Raw genomic sequence first — 16,310 nt, forward strand, 5'->3', positions numbered from 1 at the left:
GTGGGTCCGTGGACCGTCCCGTGGTGTGGCATGCTAGCGCCGACGCAGGGCGTGGAATTCGGTGAGAGTCCGGAGCGGTCCCGCCACTGTGATCCGGGTCTGACCTCGCGCCGGGCGCCGGAAGCCAGAGCTTCGCTCCTGCGTCCCTGGTGCCGGCCCCGGCCCCGGAGAGACTCGACGCGAGCGCGGATACTCGCAGGAGGCCCGATGGTCATCCCGTCCTACCCCTTCACCGCCGTCGTCGGTGCCCAGGAGCTGTCCACCGCCCTGCTCGTGGCAGCGGTCTCCCCCGAGATCGGTGGCGTGCTGGTCCGTGGCGAGAAGGGCACCGCCAAGTCCACCATCGTGCGGGCCCTCACCCGGGTCCTGCCCGCCCAGGAGGTCGTCGCCGGCTGCCGCTTCGGCTGCGACCCCGCGCAACCCGATAGCTGCCCCGACGGGCCCCACGGGACCGCCCCGCCCGTCAGCCGCCCCGCCCGGCTGGTGGAGCTGCCGGTCGGCGCCACCGAGGACCGCGTCGTCGGGTCCCTGGACCTGCGTCGCGCGCTAGGCGAGGGCCGCGCGGACTACCAGCCGGGGCTGCTGGCCGAGGCGCACCGCGGCATCCTCTACGTCGACGAGGTCAACCTTCTCCACGACCACCTCGTCGACGTCCTGCTGGACGCCGCGGCGATGGGGCGCAACACCGTCGAGCGTGACGGTATCTCGATGAGCCACCCCGCGAGGTTCACCCTCGTGGGCACGATGAACCCCGAGGAGGGGGAGCTGCGCCCGCAGCTGCTCGACCGCTTCGGGCTCACTGTCGAGGTTCGCGCCAGCCGCGACCCCGACGAGCGGACCGAGGTCGTCCGCCGCCGGCTCGCCTTCGACGCCGACCCCTCCGGCTTCGCGGCCCGGTGGGCCGGAGCCGAGGCGGCGCTCACCGCCCGCTTGACGCAAGCGCGCGAGCTGGCAGCACGAGTCTGTCTGGGTGACCGCGCGTTGCGGGCGATCTCCCGGGTGTGCGCCGGCTTCGACGTCGATGGTCTGCGTGCCGACATCGTCACAGCCCGTGCCGCCGTCGCTCACGCCGCCCTCCACGAGCGCGAGGAGGTCACCCGCGCCGACGTGCGCGCCGCCGCGCTCCTGGCGCTCCCCCACCGCCGGCGCCGGTCCCCCTTCGACGAGCCCGGCCTGGACGAGGAGCTGCTCGACCGGCTGCTCGATGAGGAGCTGCCGGAAGACGACGGCCCGGTGGGGCCCGAGGACGACCCGGACGATCCGGGGCGCGGCCCCGACGACGGCGACGACGGCCCGGGCGGCGGCGCGGAAGGGACCGCACAGTCGCCGAGGGACGGCGGGCCCGACACGAGCGTGACGTCGCCGGCCGACGGCCCCGGCACTGCCGAAGACACACCTTCCCAGGGTCCCGGTCTGACCTCGCAGGCGCCGGGCGACGACGCCGGTGATGACGGCGGCGGCGCACCGCCCCAGGCCGCCGCACCGGTGGGCGTCGCCCCTGCCGGCAGGGCCTACCGGGCCCGCAACCTCGCGGCCAGGGGGCTGGGGCGCGGGTCCGCGGGGCGGCGCAGCCCCGCGCTGACCACCCGCGGACGCACGGTCGGGGTGCACCCGGCGGGCCGGCCCGCATCCGGTGCGCCGGTGCACCTCCCCGCCACGCTGCGGGCCGGTGCCCTGCGCGTCGGGCGCGCCGGCCGGGCGACCGTGGAGGCGGAGGACGTGCGCTACGCCGTGACGCGCGGCAAGGAGGCCAACCTCGTGCTGCTTGTCGTCGACGCCTCCGGCTCCATGGCGGCGCGACGGCGCATGCAGGAGGTCAAGACCGCGGTGCTCTCTCTGCTCATGGATGCCTACCAGCGGCGCGACCGTGTGGGGCTGGTGACCTTCCGCGGCACCGGCGCCGAGCTCGTCGTGCCCCCGACCTCCTCGGTCGAGGTCGCGGCCGCGCGCCTGCACGAGGTGGGCCACGGCGGCCGCACCCCGCTCGCCGAGGGTCTCGTCCTGGCGCACCGCGTCATGGCCCGGGAGCGGATCCGCGACCGGCACCAGCGCGCCCTCGTCGTCCTCGTCACCGACGGCCGCGCAACCGCTGGCCAGGACGCGCTCGCGCGGGCACGGCAGGTCGCGGACCGCTGGCCCGGCACCCACACCGTCCTCGTCGACTGCGAGACCGGCCCGGTGCGCCTGGGGCTGGCCGCCGACATCGCGCGACGGATGGGCGCCGAGCACCTTCCGCTGGAGCAGGTCGCCGCCGGCTCCATCGTCGACATCGTCACCGACCGAAAGGCCGCCTGATGGCACAGGGACAGCCCCCCGTCACCCCCGGCGACGGCCGCACCACGCGGCAGCGCCGGCACACCCCGCTGCTCGTCGTCCACGCCGGCGAGGGCAAGGGCAAGTCCACCGCCGCCTTCGGCCTGGCCCTGCGGGGGTGGAACCAGGGCTGGTCGATCGGGGTCTTCCAGTTCGTCAAGTCCGCCAAGTGGCGCATCGGCGAGGAGGCGGCCCTGATGGCCCTCGACCAGGTGCACCGAGACACCGGCCAGGGCGGCCCGGTGGAGTGGCACAAGATGGGCGCCGGCTGGTCCTGGTCGCGCAAGGCGGGCACCGAGGAGGACCACGCCGCCGATGCCCGTGAGGGGTGGGCCGAGGTCCGGCGCCGGCTGGCCGCCGAGCAGCACGCGCTCTACGTGCTCGATGAGTTCACCTACCCGCTGAAGTGGGGGTGGATCGACGTCGAGGAAGTGCTGGAGACGCTGCGGGACCGGCCGGGATACCAGCATGTCGTCATCACCGGGCGCGACCCCCACCCTGACCTGCTCGCGGCCGCCGACGTCGCGACCGAGATGACGAAGCTCGCCCACCCCTTCGACCGCGGCCAGAAAGGCCAGAGGGGCATCGAGTGGTAGCGGCAGCCCCCGCCACACCTCCCGTCGAGCTGCCCAGGGTGGTGGTCGCCGCCCCGGCCTCGGGGCAGGGCAAGACGACCGTGTCGGTCGGGCTGATGGCGGCCCTCACCGCGCGCGGGCTCACCGTCGCCCCCGGCAAGGTCGGACCGGACTACATCGACCCTGGCTACCACGCGCTCGCCACCGGCCGCCCCGGCCGCAATCTCGACCCGTGGCTCGTGGGCGCCGAGCGGGTGCCGGGGCTGCTGGTCCACGCAGCGCGCACGCCGACGGTCGCCGACCTCACCGTGGTGGAGGGGGTCATGGGCCTCTTCGACGGGCGCAACGGGACCGACGGCGAGTCCTCCACCGCCCACGTCGCCCGGCTCCTGGGGGCACCGGTCGTGCTCGTCGTCGACGCGGGCCACGCCTCGGGGACGGTCGCCGCAACCGTCCACGGCCTGCGGACCTTCGACCCCCGCGTGCAGGTCGCCGGGGTCGTCCTCAACCGCACCGGCTCGCCGGGGCACGCGGCGGAGGTCACCCGCTGGGTCGAGCGGCTGGGTCTGCCCGTGCTCGGCGCGTTGCCGCGTGACGCCGCCATCAGCGCCCCCTCCCGGCACCTGGGGCTCGTCCCCGCCGCCGAGCGCGCGGACGCCGCGGCCGCGCTGGAGCGGCTCGCGGAGCGGACGGCCCGTCACGTCGACCTCGACGCCGTCCTCGACGTCGCCCGCTCGGCTCCCCCGCTGGACGCCGAGCCGTGGTCGCCGGAGGCCGGCTCGGTCGCCGGCCGGGGTGGCCGCCGCCCGGTCGTCGCCGTCGCCGGAGGGCGCGCCTTCACGTTCCGGTATGCCGAGACCGAGGAGCTCCTGCGCGCGGCAGGGTGCGACGTCCTCACCCTCGACCCCGCCGTCGACCGGGCGCTGCCGGCCGGCGTCGCCGGGCTCTACCTCGGCGGGGGCTTCCCGGAGGTGCACGCCGCCGCGCTGTCGACCAACACGGGCCTGCTCGGCGACGTGCGCGACGCGGTGGCGGCCGGCCTGCCGACGGTCGCCGAGTGCGCCGGCCTGCTCTACCTGACCGAGTCGGTCGACGGCCACCCGTTCGCCGGGGTCGTGCCGGCCACGGCGGCGATGGCGCCGCGGCTCACGCTGGGTTACGCGGGCGTCCGCACCGCCGCAGACTCCGTGCTCGGCCCGGCCGGCACGACCGCGACCGGCCACGAGTTCCACCGCACGGTCACCGACCCGGCGTCCGGCCAGCAGTCGGGCGGCCGTGGAGCGGGGGCCGCCTGGACGTCCGAGCGCGGGCCCTCAGGCTTCGCCCTTGACCCCGCGGGCACCGGCCGGGCCACCGTGCACGCGGCCTACCTGCACACCCACTGGGCCGGGCAGCCACATCTGGCGCGCAGCTTCACGCAGGCTGTCGCCGAACACGACCGCGCCGGGCTCGCCGACCGCGTCCTGCTCCCGCGCCCCTGCTCCGCCCCCACCGCAGTCGCGGAGGCAGGTGTCGCGGAGGCCCGCACCCCGGTCATCTCGAAGGCCATCGACGACCCCGACCTGACGCACCACGGCGACCGGGAGACCGCCCCCGACCTGGTGGACCTCGCCGTCAACGTCCGCCTGCCCGAGCCGCCCGCCTGGCTGGCAACGGTCGTCGCCAGCACCAGCCGGCAGCTCGCGGCCTACCCCGACCCGGCCCACGCCCGCGCCGCCCTCGCGCGCCGGCACGGCGTGGCGGAGGACATGGTGCTGCCGACGGCGGGCGCCGCCGAGGCCTTCACGCTGCTCGCCCGGGCCGGCCTCTGCGCTCGGGCGCTCGTCGTGCACCCGCAGTTCACCGAGCCCGAGGCGGCCGTGCGCCGGGCCGGGCTGGACGTGGAGCGGCACCTGCTCGACCCAGGCGAGGGCTTCTGTCTCGACCCCCAGGCCGTGGGACCGGCCGACCTGGTCCTCATCGGCAATCCGACCAACCCCACGGGCGTGCTGCACCCCGTGCAGACGCTGCGCGACCTCCACGCACGTACTGGTGGGGTGCTCGTCGTCGACGAGGCCTTCCTTGACGAGGTGGTCGACGGCGAGCGTCAGAGCCTGATCGCGCCCTCCATGCCGGGGGTGCTCGTCCTGCGCAGCCTGACGAAGACCTGGGGCCTGGCGGGCCTGCGGGTCGGCTATGTCGTCGGGGACCCCGCCCTCGTCGCGCGGCTCGCGGCGCAGCAGCCGCCGTGGTCGGTGAGCACCCCCGCACTCGCCGCGATGGTCGCGACGGCCGCGCCCTCCGCGTTGGCCGAGGCCGGGCGGATGGCCCTCGAGCTCGAGCAGTGGCGCCACCACCTTGACGCCGGGCTCCGGGCGCTGGGCGTCGAGGTCGTGCCCTCCGAGGCACCGTTCCTGCTCGCCCGCGTCGGGCGCGGTGTCCGCGAGGCCCTCCGGGCTTGGGGGTATGCCGTGCGCCGCGGCGACACCTTTCCCGGCCTGGACGCCACGTGGGTACGGATCGCCGTGCGGGACCCCCTGACCATCGATGGCATGCTGCGTGAGCTGCGCGCGGTGCTGACCGGCCGGGCGCTGACGCCCGCCCGAGACATTCCACAGGAGGACTAGTGGAGATCGAACCGACCTCGGGGTGGACCCTGCCCGGCCGGCCCGAGTCAGCGCTGGTCACTCGGCCCGGTCCCCGGGCCAGCGAGACGGTGCACGCACTGCTCGACCGCGGCCTGCGGGTTACCGTGGCCACCAGCTCTCCCGACGCGCGCCTCCGCGACCTGGCGGGGCGGGGCCTGGTGGCCTTGACGGAGCCCGGCGTCAGCGACCTTGAGGACTTCGATGTCGTGATCCGGGACACCGCACACCTGCGCGGCGGCGACCCCGGCGCCCCTGCCCGAGGCGACGCCCGGCCAGGCCGGCGGCGCGGCGAGGTTGTCCTCGTCGGCGGCGGGCCCGGTCCCCTCGGTCTGCTGACGCTCGCCGGGGCTGAGGCGCTGCGCGCCGCGGACGTCGTCGTCTACGACCGGCTGGCGCCGCTGGCGGCCCTCGACCTCGCTCCCTCCGGCGCCGAACGGATACCGGTCGGCAAGATCCCGCGCGGGGAGTTCACTCCGCAGGAGCAGATCAACGCGATCCTGGTGAACCGTGCCCAGCAAGGCGCCACCGTGGTGCGGCTGAAGGGCGGGGACAGCTTCGTCTTCGGCCGCGGGGGCGAGGAGTGGCTCGCGTGTACCAGCGCCGGGATTCCAGTCCGGGTTGTCCCCGGGGTGACCTCGGCGGTCGCCGTACCTGGCCTGGCGGGCCTGCCCGTGACGCACCGCGCGGTCACGCCCGGCTTCGTCGTCGTTTCCGGTCACGTCGGTCCGGACGACCCCCGCAACCAGGTGGACTGGGCAGTCCTGGCCGGGGCCGGCCTGACGATCGTTGTGCTCATGGGCGTGGCGACGCTGCCCGCGATCGCGGAGCGGCTCGTCACCTGCGGGTTGCCCGGCGACACGCCCGCCGCCGTCGTCGCCGACGGCGGCCTGCCCTCCCAGCGCCGGGTGATCGCGCCGTTGGGACAGGTTGCCCAGGCCGCCCAGCAGGCGGGGCTCGGGGCGCCGGCGGTGGCCATCATCGGCGCCACCGTCGCGGCGTTGACTCCGGCTGAGCCGGACGGACTGCAGATGAGCCCGATGCCGGACTAGCCTGGTCCCGGGTTGCGGGGTGAGTGCATATGACGGAAAAGTCACCCCAGCCCTGTGAACTGCACTGGCACATGCCGCCCGTCCTAGTGTGTCCGCTCTGTGCGCGAACACCCAGACCCAGCGAGACGGCTATGTCTGACCCCCCGCACGGCCTGCGAGCCTGACTTCACCCCTGCCCCCGTGCTGTCGCGCGCGTCACTCGATGCGATTGCCCAGTGCGAAGACGCCCATCCAGACGCTGACCGCGCCCAGTGCGTCGTTGCTGCCTTCGAGCCAGGTCGCGGCCTAACCGTCCACGGCGATCGCAGAACGCTCTCCGACGGCCGTGGCGCCGTTGCGGTCGACGCAGACGGCGGTGTGCTCATTGATGCCGAGTGAGGCTATCGATGGGTCGGCGTGGACAGCGCCGTAAAGACGCCCCCGAGACAGGGGGGATATCCACGCACGCCGAAGGCCATACCGACGCCACTCCCCTGACGTGCGGACATCACGACTCCGCGAGAGCCGGTCGACATTCAGCCGGCCCCTTGCTCGGCGCGCGTGACATCACTGTCATGCCGCTTGTGGTGCGGCGCGCTCGTGCGGAGGGCACCGACGTCGAGTGCGCCGCAGACTTCCCCGGCCACGTTCGGCTGAGCCTGGCCCGGCTTGCCTCACGGTAGCCGCCTGTACGACTGACCGGCTTCCCGTGTCCGTTCTGCCGCGGCCTCGCGCGCCGCGCCCGGTATGTCATCTCGTGGGGCATGCGGACGTCCTCCCCTAGCTAGGCAACCGTTCTGGGGGTCCAGCCGGTTGAATGGGGTATGGAGCAGGGAGGCCCCGATGCGTGAGCCGGAGGGATTTCGGGAGTTCGTGGTGGGCCGTTCCCCGGCGCTGCTGCGGACCGCCTGGATGCTGACCGGTGACGCTGCCGCGGCTGAGGACCTGCTGCAGACTGCCCTGGCCCGCACCTGGCCGCACTGGGGGCGGGTCAGCCTCGGTCATCCTGAGGCGTACGTGCGCACCGTGATGGTCCGGACCAACGCGAGCTGGCGGGCACGCTTGTGGACCCGGGAGCAGCCCACGGACCTGGCCATGGAGCGTGCTGGCATACCTACTGGCGGGTATGCCGTGCATGACCCGAGCGGGGCTGTCACCGATCGGGTGGTCCTGGTCGAGGCGCTGGCCCGGCTGCCGGTGCGGCAGCGGCAGGCGGTGGTGCTGCGCTACTTCGACGACCTGTCCGTGGCGACCGTGGCCGAGATCATGGGCAGCTCGACGGGGACGGTCAAGAGCCAGACCGCCAAGGGGCTGGCGCGGCTGCGCGAGCTCATCGACACCAAGCCCCTGGTGAAGGAGGACCTGTGAACGACACCGACCGTCTCATCGACCGGCTGCGGGACCTGCCGCCCGACCTGCCCGATCCGCTCGACCGGTTCGAGGTCATCGGTGAGCGGGTGCGCCGGCGCAGGCGTCGCCATACGGCCGTGGCGATGGGTGGCACGCTCGCGGTCGCGGCGCTGGCCCTCGCCGTGCCCCTGGGCGCCCAGCTGCTGCCGCAGTCAGCCCAGGTCGGACCCGGCGGCGGTGCCGACCAGAGCACCACCGGGCCAGTCACCAACGACGCGGACCTGCTGCCCGGCAGGACCCGTGTCACCCACCTCAGCGAGCCCATCACCCGGACCGAGACCGGCACCGCCACCGTGGAGCTGGGCAGCAGGCCCCAAGGCGCCACCGGGGTGGGGCTGGTGATCGACTGCCTGAGCGCCGGAGAGTTCACCTACCCCGACGGCGCCGGCATGATCTGCGACACCGGGGCCGAGCCCAGCGACCTGGAGGACTTCCCGTCTATGGCCTACGTCGTTGACCTGGCCGCGGGGATGGATGAGGTGGAGATCAGGGCGACCGAGGGCGCTACCTGGCGGCTCACCGCGGCCTATGTGAGCACTGAGGTCACGCAGTGGGGCGTCAACGCCAAGGGCCAGACCTTCGGGGTGGAGAACGCAAACGGTTCCCCTGACCTCGTCGCGGTCGTGGCCACCAACGGGCAGCTGGGCTACGCGTATGTCTCCGACATGAACGCCGCAGGCGGTCCAGCACCCACCTCCCCCGAGGATGCCCTGATCCAACAGCAGGAACGTCTCGGCAAGACGCTCAGCGTCAACGTCTACGAATCCGACGGCGAGACCGTGATCGGCGAGTTCGTGATCGGCAGCAGCCGCCCAACCGATGGTGACGACACCGCCACCGTCACCTGGATCCCCTGAAAGCGACAGACGCCAGACCATCCTGTACGATGCCGCAGATCGCTCGGACCTTGGAATCGTGATCGCGGAGCAGTCGACCGCCCCCTTTCACCGGGACGTCACGGGACGGCTCCTCGGCCCGCGGGGCTAGGACAGTTCAGGCGGTATCGAGATAGTTCGAGAGCGCTTCGCGGACGACGGCGTCGGGCGACTGCCCATCTTTAGCGGCTCGCTCGTCGATGGCGTCCAGCAGGTCCTCGGGAACCAGCTGAACCCGGTGGAAGTGCGGATTCAGCTCGGACGTGCGGGCCGTCAGTTCGTAGCCGGCCTCCGCCTCCTCGACCAGGTCGGTGACCTGCGCATCCGTGAGGCCAGGCACGCTATCAGTGATCTCGTAGCTCATGCGCGCCCTCCTTTCGGGTAGTACCGCTTGCGCAACTTCATCGCGTGGATGACAACCTCCGCACCATCATCCCCCGCGACCGTGACGATCTCCAGTGGTCTGGCCGCTGCGTCCACACCCACATAGAGCCACCTGTCCGGGTCTTCACCGACCTGTGTGCGTTGCCACGCCGTGGCGACGGCGTGCGCGATGTCCGACGGCGTGCATCCGTGCTTCAACGCCGAACGGAGGATCCTCACGAGATGAGTCTGGCAGGAGCCACCGACACGGACGCACGCGCCCAGCGGCAGCCCGGATCCTGCACGCTTCCACTCTCGGCGCCTCAACAAGGCCGTAACTAGCCGCGAGTCTCAAGCGCCATGGGGTCGCTGGCGTAGGCCGTCAGTAGGCCGTCACAGGTTCAGAACATCGTGTTCCTGCTGCGCTGGATAGCGACGTTTGTGCAGGTCAGCGCCCTGCAGGTGGTGGCCACTCACCCCCTGGACGCCCTTTTAATCCGTAGGTTGTGGGTTCGAGTCCCACGGGGCCCACCGTGATGGTGTTGCTGGTCACACGTGTCTTGACGCACCTTCCGCGTCGTGGGGGCCGACCGCTGGGCCGCGAGGGGTGAGACGAACTCCTGGATCCGCGGCACCGTCAGCCGGTCGACCGGCACGTGCCCGACAGTAGGGCTGAGGTGCGGTGCGCCAGTGCTGGCGGTAACCCTGGATCGTTCGGGACGCCACCGTGCCGGTCAGGTTGGCGAAGTAGCGCTCGGCCACCTCGGAGACGGACACCCGGCTCGAGGAGACGACGCACCCCCGCCTGGCCCGGGCGCGTTCGTGCTCGAAGTCCAGCGCCTCCCGCCTCGTGATAAAGGTGCGGCTCCGCTCACGCCGCCCAGCTCGATCGGAAGGCATCGTCCCTGGGTCCCTTACGGAGCGATCACGGCTCCCCCAGCAACGGCACGTCGAGGTCGTACGCCAGCACGATGGCTCTTGCCAGGTGGCGCTCCTGCTCGGGCGTGAGGAAGCCCAGCGTCCGGCCCAGGAGGTCGGCGGGGATGGTCAGGACGTTGTCGATCGAGACAGCACTGTTGTGGTCCAGCCCGTTGGCACGTCCTACCGGCACTTCGCTGGACAGCCCCTTGACCGTCGACGTGATGGGAGCCACGGTCACCTTGGTCATCACGGCGCGGGCAGTGTCGCGGGTGAGCACCAGGACGGGGCGGGTCTTGTCCAGCCGCGCCAGGCAGATCTCGCGCAAGGTCAGTCGTCCAGTGTCGCGTGGGCTACGGACCAAGTGACGAGCTCGTCGAGGTCATCGGCCGTGCCCTTCTTCTTCAGGGTCTGGGCGTCCTGCTGAGCGGCTTGCAGGCGCATCTCACGCTCTAGGGCCGCGGCCACCAGCGCCGCTCGGCTGGGAGCCTTGCCACTGGCCACGCTCCGGTCCAGAAAGCGAACCATCTCATCAGGGAGCCGTACCGCGATCTGTGTCGTCACCCCATCAGCATACCATCTAGCATCCCACAACGGGATGCACGACTTTGTCGCGGGCGCGCGAGCATATCGCGCCCCCCGCCACCGCTTACCTTGCGGCATACCCGCCCGGTGTTGGAGCCACCAACTTGAGCGATGCCCAGCGAGAGGTGGACGATACCGTCGCCGAAGAGTTCGGGTCGCTTCCGCATGACCTCACCCGGGTCGCCACCCTCCAGGGTCGGCCCGTGGGGGCGATCCTGGTGGTCGACAAGTCGATATGGGATCCAGAGCTGGATGGGCCCTTCATCATCGACCTCTTCGTCCATCCCGACGCACAAGGGATGGGCGTCGGTCAAGCCCTGCTCGACGAAGCGGTCCACGCCTGCGCCGCGGCCGGGGACCCCACCCTTTCACTGCGCTTCGGCGACGGTACCTCGCCTGCAGCCCACGCCCTCTACACCCGAGCAGGGTTCGAGCAGCGCTGACAGCGACGCCCCTGCTCTGCGCGGGCTCGGTTCCTCTAGTGCCGTCGTGTCCTCTAGTGCCATCGTGCAAGCGACCCGCACGCGACGCCCGCTTCTGCCGCGGATCGCTCGCCACCTTGGATGGCGTGGATATCTGCGGAGCAGTCGACCGCCCCCTTTCATCGGGACGTCACGGAACTCCTCGGCCCGGGGCTAGGAGTAGTTCAGGCGCTATCGAGATAGTTCGAGAGCGCCCTCGCGGACGACGGCGTCGGGCGACTGCCCATCCTTGGCGGCTCGCTCGTCGATGGCGTCCAGCACGTCCTCGGGAACCAGCTGAACCCGGTGGGAGTGCGGATTCTGCTCGGACGCGCGGGCCGTCAGTTCGCAGCCAGCCTCCGCCTCTTGGACCAGGTCGGTGACCCGCGCATCCGTAAGGGCGGGCACGCTATCAATGATCTCGTCACTCATGCGCGCCCTCCTTACGGGTAGCGCGATGTCCGCCGGCGTGCATCCGTGCATCAACGCCGAACGGAGGATCCTCACGAGATGAGTCCGGCAGGAGCCACCGACACGAACGCACGCGCCCATGACAGCCCGGATCCTGTACGCTTCCGCTCTCGGGGCCTTCGAGAGGCCGTCACTAGCCGCGCGGATCCAAGCGCCACGGTCGCTGGCGTGAGCCTTCAGTAGACCGTCGCAGGTTCAGACATCGTGTTCCTGCTGCGCTTACGGATCTGTCGCTGAAGCGCTCCGTGACTGGCTCGGCTTCACGGTCTGACGAGTGACGAAGACCGGTCAGGCCTGGAGGTTCCTGTCGGGAGCCTGCTCCGCGGTGCTCGCGTCATCCTGGGCCGCGTCAGCGCCCTGCTCCTCCTCGGCCTCGGGCTCAGCGTTGGCGGGGTTGTAGGGGTCGTTCGGGGACTCGCTCATGGGGACCGCCTGGATTCGGGTTGCCGGCGTTGGAGTCACTGCCGGTACTCGTCAGGCTATGGCTTGACCATCCCCCCGGCAACCGATCGCATCGCCAGATTGGCGGTCCCCGCCGAGTCTCGAACGACCTGGCGGCGCACCTCCGCGCGACGGGGCGACCCGTCGGGCCTGAACTGGTCCACGACCTCTACTCGGCGTTGGACCACCACCTGGTCCGAGAGCGCGACGAGGTGCGGCTGCGGGCTGTGTCGGCCGCACCGGGCAGACTGCCTCTATGGCTGCAGACCCCCAGACCCAGAGCACCCGCATCGTCCTCGCCTCCCGCCCGGAGGGTGTCCCGTCCTCCGAGAACTTCGGCACCGAGGTGGTCGACCTGCCCGAGATCTCCGACGGGCAGGCGCTGCTGAGGACCGTCTACCTCTCCCTCGACCCCTACATGCGGGGGCGGATGAGCACCGCTCCGTCCTACGCCGCGCACCTGGAGCTGGGCGACGTGATCGTGGGTGGGACCGTCGGGCAGGTCGTCGCGTCGCGCCACCCTGACCTCGCCGAGGGTGACTACGTCCTCGCGGGCGCCGGGTGGCAGTCGCACGCCGTCGTCGACGGCGCGCACGTGCGCCGGCTGGACCCTTCCGCAGCCCCTTTGTCGACCGCGCTGGGTGTGCTGGGGATGCCGGGCTTCACCGCATACTCCGGCCTGCTGAAGATCGGCCGGCCCCAGCCCGGGGAGACCGTCGTGGTCGCCGCGGCGACCGGCCCCGTGGGGTCGGCGGTCGGCCAGATCGCCCGGCTCAAGGGAGCGCGGGCCGTGGGCATCGCCGGCGGGCCGCAGAAGTGCCAGGCCTTGCTGGAGGAGTTCGGCTTCGACGCGGCCATCGACCACCGCGACCCCGACTTCGCGAGCAAGCTCGCCGACGCCGTCCCCGACGGGATCGACGTCTACTTCGAGAACGTGGCGGGGCACGTCGCCGACGCCGTGCTGCCCCTGCTCAACCTCTACGCCCGGATCCCGGTCTGCGGGCTGGTGGCTCAGTACAACGGGGCGGACCTCGACGGCCGAGACCGGCTGCCCGGCTTCCTCTCCCAGATCCTGTCCAAGAGCCTCACCATCCGCGGTTTCATCCAGTCCGAGTTCGTCCCGGAGATGTATGAGGACTTCCTCACCGACGCGACGGGCTGGGTCCAGGACGGGACGCTGCGCTATCGCGAGGACATCGTGGACGGTCTGGAGAACGCCCCGGAGGCCTTCGCCGGCATGCTCCAGGGCAAGAATTTCGGCAAGCTTCTCGTCCGGGTCACCCCGGAGCGCTGAGCGCCGCGCCCACCGGGCCGCCCAGGAGGCGCCCGGTGGGCCTCGGACATAGCGTGACGCCAGACGACAGGAGACTCCGATGCACCTCCCGCAGCCTCGCGGCCCGAGCTCGACCGCGGTGGTCGAGCACCTGCGCCAGCCGTCCCCCGGGAGCGACGCACAGCTGCGGACGGTCGGCCTGGAGCGCTCGCCGGGGATCACGAACGACGAGGACCGGCTGCTCGCGCTCTGGGTGCTGCAGGGGCTGAACTACCACGGCTACTCGGGCGTCGACCCCGAGATCGAGTGGGACCTGGCGGTGGTCCAGGCACGCACCCAGCTGGAGGCCGAGCTCGAGGAGGAGCTGCTCGCCGCCTTCACCCCCGTCGTGGAGGAGCTGCTGCCGGAGGCACGCCGCGACCTGACCGGGACGCTGTTCTCCCTGCCCGACCGGGTGGCCGCCTCCGCCCCGTCCATGTCGGCCTGGGCGCGCTCCTCGATGACGGCGGAGCAGTGGCGGGAGATGCTGGTGCTCCGGTCCGCCTCCCAGCTCAAGGAGGCCGACCCGCATACCTTCGCCGTGCCGCGGATCCCCGGCCGCGCCAAGGTCGCCCTGATGGAGATCCAGTTCGACGAGTACGGCAGCGGCGACCCTTCCGCGCTGCACTCAGAGCTGTTCGCCCAGGCCATGACGGCCGTGGGCCTGGACCATTCCTACGGCGGGTATGCCGACACCTGGCCCGCTCCGGTGCTTCTGTCGAACGTCACGTTGGGCTGGTTTGCCGGTCGCAGTCGCTGGGCGCCGGCCGTCGTCGGTCACCTGACCATGGTGGAGATGACCAGCTCGCTGCCGTCCAAGTTCTACGTCGCCGGGGCCCGCAGGCTGGGGCTGCCCGAGGAGGCCTGGCGCTACTTCGACGAGCACGTGGAGGCCGATGCCGCCCACGAGCAGGTCGCCGTGCGCGACGTGTGCGGGGCACTGGTCGCGGACGATCCTGACACCCTGCCCACCCTCCTCGTGGGCGCGGTGGCCGGGCTGCACGTCGAGGGCTTGGTCGCGGAGCTCGTCATGGGCGCGTGGGAGCAGGGGCGCTCGGCCCTCCGCATACCGCTGCATCCCTGGGTGGCCGCATGAGAGGCGACCGCGTGCCCGTGGCCACCCCGCTGCCCACCGAACTGCTCCGCCTCACCGAGTGCGAGGACGGCCCGGTGCTGGTGCGTGGCGCGCGCGTGGTGGTCGACGCCCAGGGTGTGACCCATCCCGTCACCCGCCCCGTCGTCGCCCTGTGCCGGTGCGGGGCCAGTCAGCGGCTCCCCTGGTGCGACGGCGTACACAAGCGCCTCGGCAAGCGGGAGACGTCTACCGGCTGACGAGGGCCCGCTGCACTACATTCGGGCCATGACCGATGTCGGCGGCGGGACGGCGTGGACAGAAGACCTCCGCAGGCGACTGGATGAGCTTCTGGACGAGCACCGCTCCATGCTGGAGCACAGTCTCGACGGGCTGACCGAGGAGGAGGCCCGACGACGCCTGGTGCCTTCGCGGACGACACTGCTGGGCCTGGTCAAGCACGTCACCTACGTCGAGCAGGTCTGGTTCAACCAGGCGCTGACCGGCCGCAGCCTGCAGGAGGTCGGGGCACCGTCCACCCCGGACCGATCCTTCATCCTGCACCTTGCCGACACCATCGACAGCGTGCGCGACGCCTACGCCGCCGCGTGCGCCGACTCACGGCTGCTGGTCCGGGACCTCAGCCTGGAGCACGAGGTGACCGGCCGGGGACGCCGGGCGGTCTGGGCGATCTATGCGCACATGCTGCGGGAGCTCGCCCAGCACTGCGGACACGCCGACATCTTGCGCGAGCAGGTTCTGTCGGCCCGCGAGGACAGGAGCTGACATGCCGCCGTCGAGCTTCTCCTCCATCCTCCCTGACCGTCCTCGTCCTCGCCCACGCCTGTGGAGCGGCCCGGTCAGGGCTGGGCTTCTCGGCCTGAGCGCTCTCGCCCTGACCGCGTGCGGTGCGACGTCGCCCGCAGCGGACGTCGACACCCCCACGGTGCAGCCGGAGCAACTGTCGGAGGCAGGTGGCGAGCCGTGCCCCGACGAGCTACCCATCGGTGACGACCCGTCCAGGCACGGGTTCGGCGTGGAGCATGCTGCGGAGCAGCTGCCCCACCTCCTGGACCCCCAGGAGGCCCGGGTCTGCGGCTACGAGACCTACGACCGGGACACCACCTCCAACGGCGGACTCGTCTACGGCTGGCGGCTGATGGGAAAACCCCAGCCCGTCGCGCCGGACGACCTGCCAGCGTTGCGGTCGGCCCTGGACGGCCTGAGCCTCCTCAGCCCCGACCAGGCCTGCACCGCCGACCTCGGCCCGCGTTGGCTGGTCGTGTACAGCCACGACGGCGACCTCACTGGGGTGCTGGTCGACGACTACGGCTGCCGCAACGTCCGCCTCACCGACGATCCGCACTCGACGCCGCCCGGGACGTCGCAGCAGGGCGGGATGGTCGGCGGCCTGCTGGACGGGGGCACCGCAGTCCTCGACGCGGTCGAGCCATCGACGGCACGAACGAAGGAGGGCTGGTGATCTGCTGCCAGTTCATCTTCCGGCCCGGCACCTACGACGACGACTTCCACCGACTCGACGAGCAGATCGACGACTACGCGCGGAGCCTCCCCGGCTTCGAGCGGGTGGAGAAGTGGGTCTCGCCGGACGGTCGGGATGTCAACGCGATCTACTACTTCGCCGACATGGCTGCGGTCCGTCAGCTCGCGCGCTTCCCGCGACACCTCGAGGCGAAGGAGCAGGTGGCCCGCTGGTACGACGGGTACCGCATCGTGGTGAGCGAGGTCAGCGCCACCTACGGCGACGGCCGGCTCGAGTCTTGACGCATCGCTCAGAGCCGCCGTGCTGCTTTGTGGTCCCGGCGGCGGCATACCGCCTTGTCTGAGAGTATGGAGCG

19 protein-coding genes are annotated in these 16,310 nt (G+C 71.9%); 13 read left to right on the top strand and 6 right to left on the bottom strand.

The genetic code is table 11. The features are described 5' to 3' along the window. Positions 1-207: 207 nt before the first annotated feature. From ESZ52_RS15885 to ESZ52_RS15910, 6 genes are all read left to right on the top strand, one after another. A complete protein-coding gene (locus tag ESZ52_RS15885) occupies positions 208-2,295 on the top strand; it encodes a magnesium chelatase subunit D family protein (RefSeq protein ID WP_131105781.1) in 2,088 nt (695 codons plus the stop codon). Further along, positions 2,295-2,909, top strand: coding sequence for a cob(I)yrinic acid a,c-diamide adenosyltransferase (gene cobO, locus ESZ52_RS15890; protein WP_131105782.1), 615 nt, complete (start codon positions 2,295-2,297; stop codon positions 2,907-2,909). Before ESZ52_RS15885 ends, cobO begins: the two co-directional genes overlap by 1 nt. Before the next feature lie 38 nt (positions 2,910-2,947). Further along, complete coding sequence (gene cobBC / locus ESZ52_RS15895; protein WP_238154687.1) at positions 2,948-5,494, top strand: bifunctional hydrogenobyrinic acid a,c-diamide synthase/histidinol phosphate aminotransferase CobBC; 2,547 nt, start codon at positions 2,948-2,950, stop codon at positions 5,492-5,494. Next, a complete protein-coding gene (cobA, locus tag ESZ52_RS15900) occupies positions 5,494-6,564 on the top strand; it encodes a uroporphyrinogen-III C-methyltransferase (protein ID WP_238154686.1) in 1,071 nt (356 codons plus the stop codon). Before cobBC ends, cobA begins: the two co-directional genes overlap by 1 nt. Positions 6,565-7,386: 822 nt before the next feature. Continuing rightward, positions 7,387-7,911 carry a SigE family RNA polymerase sigma factor gene (locus tag ESZ52_RS15905; protein WP_131105783.1) on the top strand — a complete coding sequence of 175 codons (525 nt, stop codon included), beginning with the start codon at positions 7,387-7,389 and terminating at the stop codon, positions 7,909-7,911. Further along, the gene (locus tag ESZ52_RS15910; RefSeq protein ID WP_131105784.1) at positions 7,908-8,810 is read left to right on the top strand and encodes a hypothetical protein; all 903 of its coding nucleotides are present in this window, start codon (positions 7,908-7,910) and stop codon (positions 8,808-8,810) included. The genes ESZ52_RS15905 and ESZ52_RS15910 overlap by 4 nt, the downstream gene beginning before the upstream one ends. Before the next feature lie 136 nt (positions 8,811-8,946). Here the strand turns inward: ESZ52_RS15910 and ESZ52_RS15915 are convergent, their stop codons facing one another. The 4 genes from ESZ52_RS15915 to ESZ52_RS15930 all read right to left on the bottom strand — a co-directional run bounded on the left by ESZ52_RS15915 (position 8,947) and on the right by ESZ52_RS15930 (position 10,673). Beyond that, positions 8,947-9,192 (bottom strand): ribbon-helix-helix domain-containing protein, encoded by a 246-nt coding sequence (locus tag ESZ52_RS15915; RefSeq protein ID WP_131105785.1) that lies wholly within the window; start codon positions 9,190-9,192, stop codon positions 8,947-8,949. After that, positions 9,189-9,431 carry a hypothetical protein gene (locus ESZ52_RS15920; RefSeq protein ID WP_131105786.1) on the bottom strand — a complete coding sequence of 81 codons (243 nt, stop codon included), beginning with the start codon at positions 9,429-9,431 and terminating at the stop codon, positions 9,189-9,191. The genes ESZ52_RS15915 and ESZ52_RS15920 overlap by 4 nt, the downstream gene beginning before the upstream one ends. 685 nt (positions 9,432-10,116) lie before the next feature. After that, entirely contained in the window at positions 10,117-10,437 is a 321-nt protein-coding gene (locus ESZ52_RS15925; protein ID WP_131105787.1) for a type II toxin-antitoxin system PemK/MazF family toxin, read from the bottom strand. Positions 10,438-10,439: 2 nt separating this feature from the next. Continuing rightward, entirely contained in the window at positions 10,440-10,673 is a 234-nt protein-coding gene (locus ESZ52_RS15930; protein ID WP_131105788.1) for a ribbon-helix-helix domain-containing protein, read from the bottom strand. Positions 10,674-10,819: 146 nt separating this feature from the next. Between ESZ52_RS15930 and ESZ52_RS15935 the strand changes: the two genes are divergently transcribed. Continuing rightward, positions 10,820-11,137, top strand: a complete 318-nt coding sequence (locus tag ESZ52_RS15935) for a GNAT family N-acetyltransferase (protein ID WP_238154692.1) — start codon at positions 10,820-10,822, stop codon at positions 11,135-11,137. 210 nt (positions 11,138-11,347) lie between these two features. On the opposite strand, the gene ESZ52_RS15940 is transcribed toward ESZ52_RS15935, so the two are convergent. Together ESZ52_RS15940 and ESZ52_RS19940 are read right to left on the bottom strand one after the other, a co-directional pair. After that, positions 11,348-11,587, bottom strand: coding sequence for a hypothetical protein (locus tag ESZ52_RS15940; protein WP_131105790.1), 240 nt, complete (start codon positions 11,585-11,587; stop codon positions 11,348-11,350). A gap of 327 nt (positions 11,588-11,914) precedes the next feature. Further along, the gene (locus ESZ52_RS19940) at positions 11,915-12,049 is read right to left on the bottom strand and encodes a hypothetical protein (protein WP_272948388.1); all 135 of its coding nucleotides are present in this window, start codon (positions 12,047-12,049) and stop codon (positions 11,915-11,917) included. A gap of 274 nt (positions 12,050-12,323) precedes the next feature. On the opposite strand from ESZ52_RS19940, the gene ESZ52_RS15945 reads away from it, so the two are divergent. From ESZ52_RS15945 to ESZ52_RS15970, 6 genes are all read left to right on the top strand, one after another. Further along, a complete protein-coding gene (locus ESZ52_RS15945; protein WP_131105791.1) occupies positions 12,324-13,361 on the top strand; it encodes an NADP-dependent oxidoreductase in 1,038 nt (345 codons plus the stop codon). 79 nt (positions 13,362-13,440) lie between these two features. Then, on the top strand, positions 13,441-14,475 hold the full coding sequence (locus tag ESZ52_RS15950; RefSeq protein ID WP_238154685.1) for an iron-containing redox enzyme family protein: 1,035 nt from the start codon (positions 13,441-13,443) through the stop codon (positions 14,473-14,475). After that, on the top strand, positions 14,472-14,711 hold the full coding sequence (locus tag ESZ52_RS15955) for a CDGSH iron-sulfur domain-containing protein (RefSeq protein ID WP_131105792.1): 240 nt from the start codon (positions 14,472-14,474) through the stop codon (positions 14,709-14,711). Before ESZ52_RS15950 ends, ESZ52_RS15955 begins: the two co-directional genes overlap by 4 nt. A 28-nt stretch (positions 14,712-14,739) precedes the next feature. Beyond that, on the top strand, positions 14,740-15,237 hold the full coding sequence (locus tag ESZ52_RS15960; RefSeq protein ID WP_131105793.1) for a DinB family protein: 498 nt from the start codon (positions 14,740-14,742) through the stop codon (positions 15,235-15,237). Between the two features lies 1 nt (position 15,238). Continuing rightward, positions 15,239-15,934 carry a hypothetical protein gene (locus ESZ52_RS15965; RefSeq protein ID WP_131105794.1) on the top strand — a complete coding sequence of 232 codons (696 nt, stop codon included), beginning with the start codon at positions 15,239-15,241 and terminating at the stop codon, positions 15,932-15,934. Next, positions 15,931-16,236, top strand: coding sequence for an antibiotic biosynthesis monooxygenase (locus tag ESZ52_RS15970; RefSeq protein WP_131105795.1), 306 nt, complete (start codon positions 15,931-15,933; stop codon positions 16,234-16,236). Before ESZ52_RS15965 ends, ESZ52_RS15970 begins: the two co-directional genes overlap by 4 nt. The last annotated feature ends 74 nt before the right edge of the window (positions 16,237-16,310 follow it).

The sequence above is a fragment of the Ornithinimicrobium sufpigmenti genome, from assembly GCF_004322775.1.
Taxonomy (GTDB): domain Bacteria; phylum Actinomycetota; class Actinomycetes; order Actinomycetales; family Dermatophilaceae; genus Ornithinicoccus; species Ornithinicoccus sufpigmenti.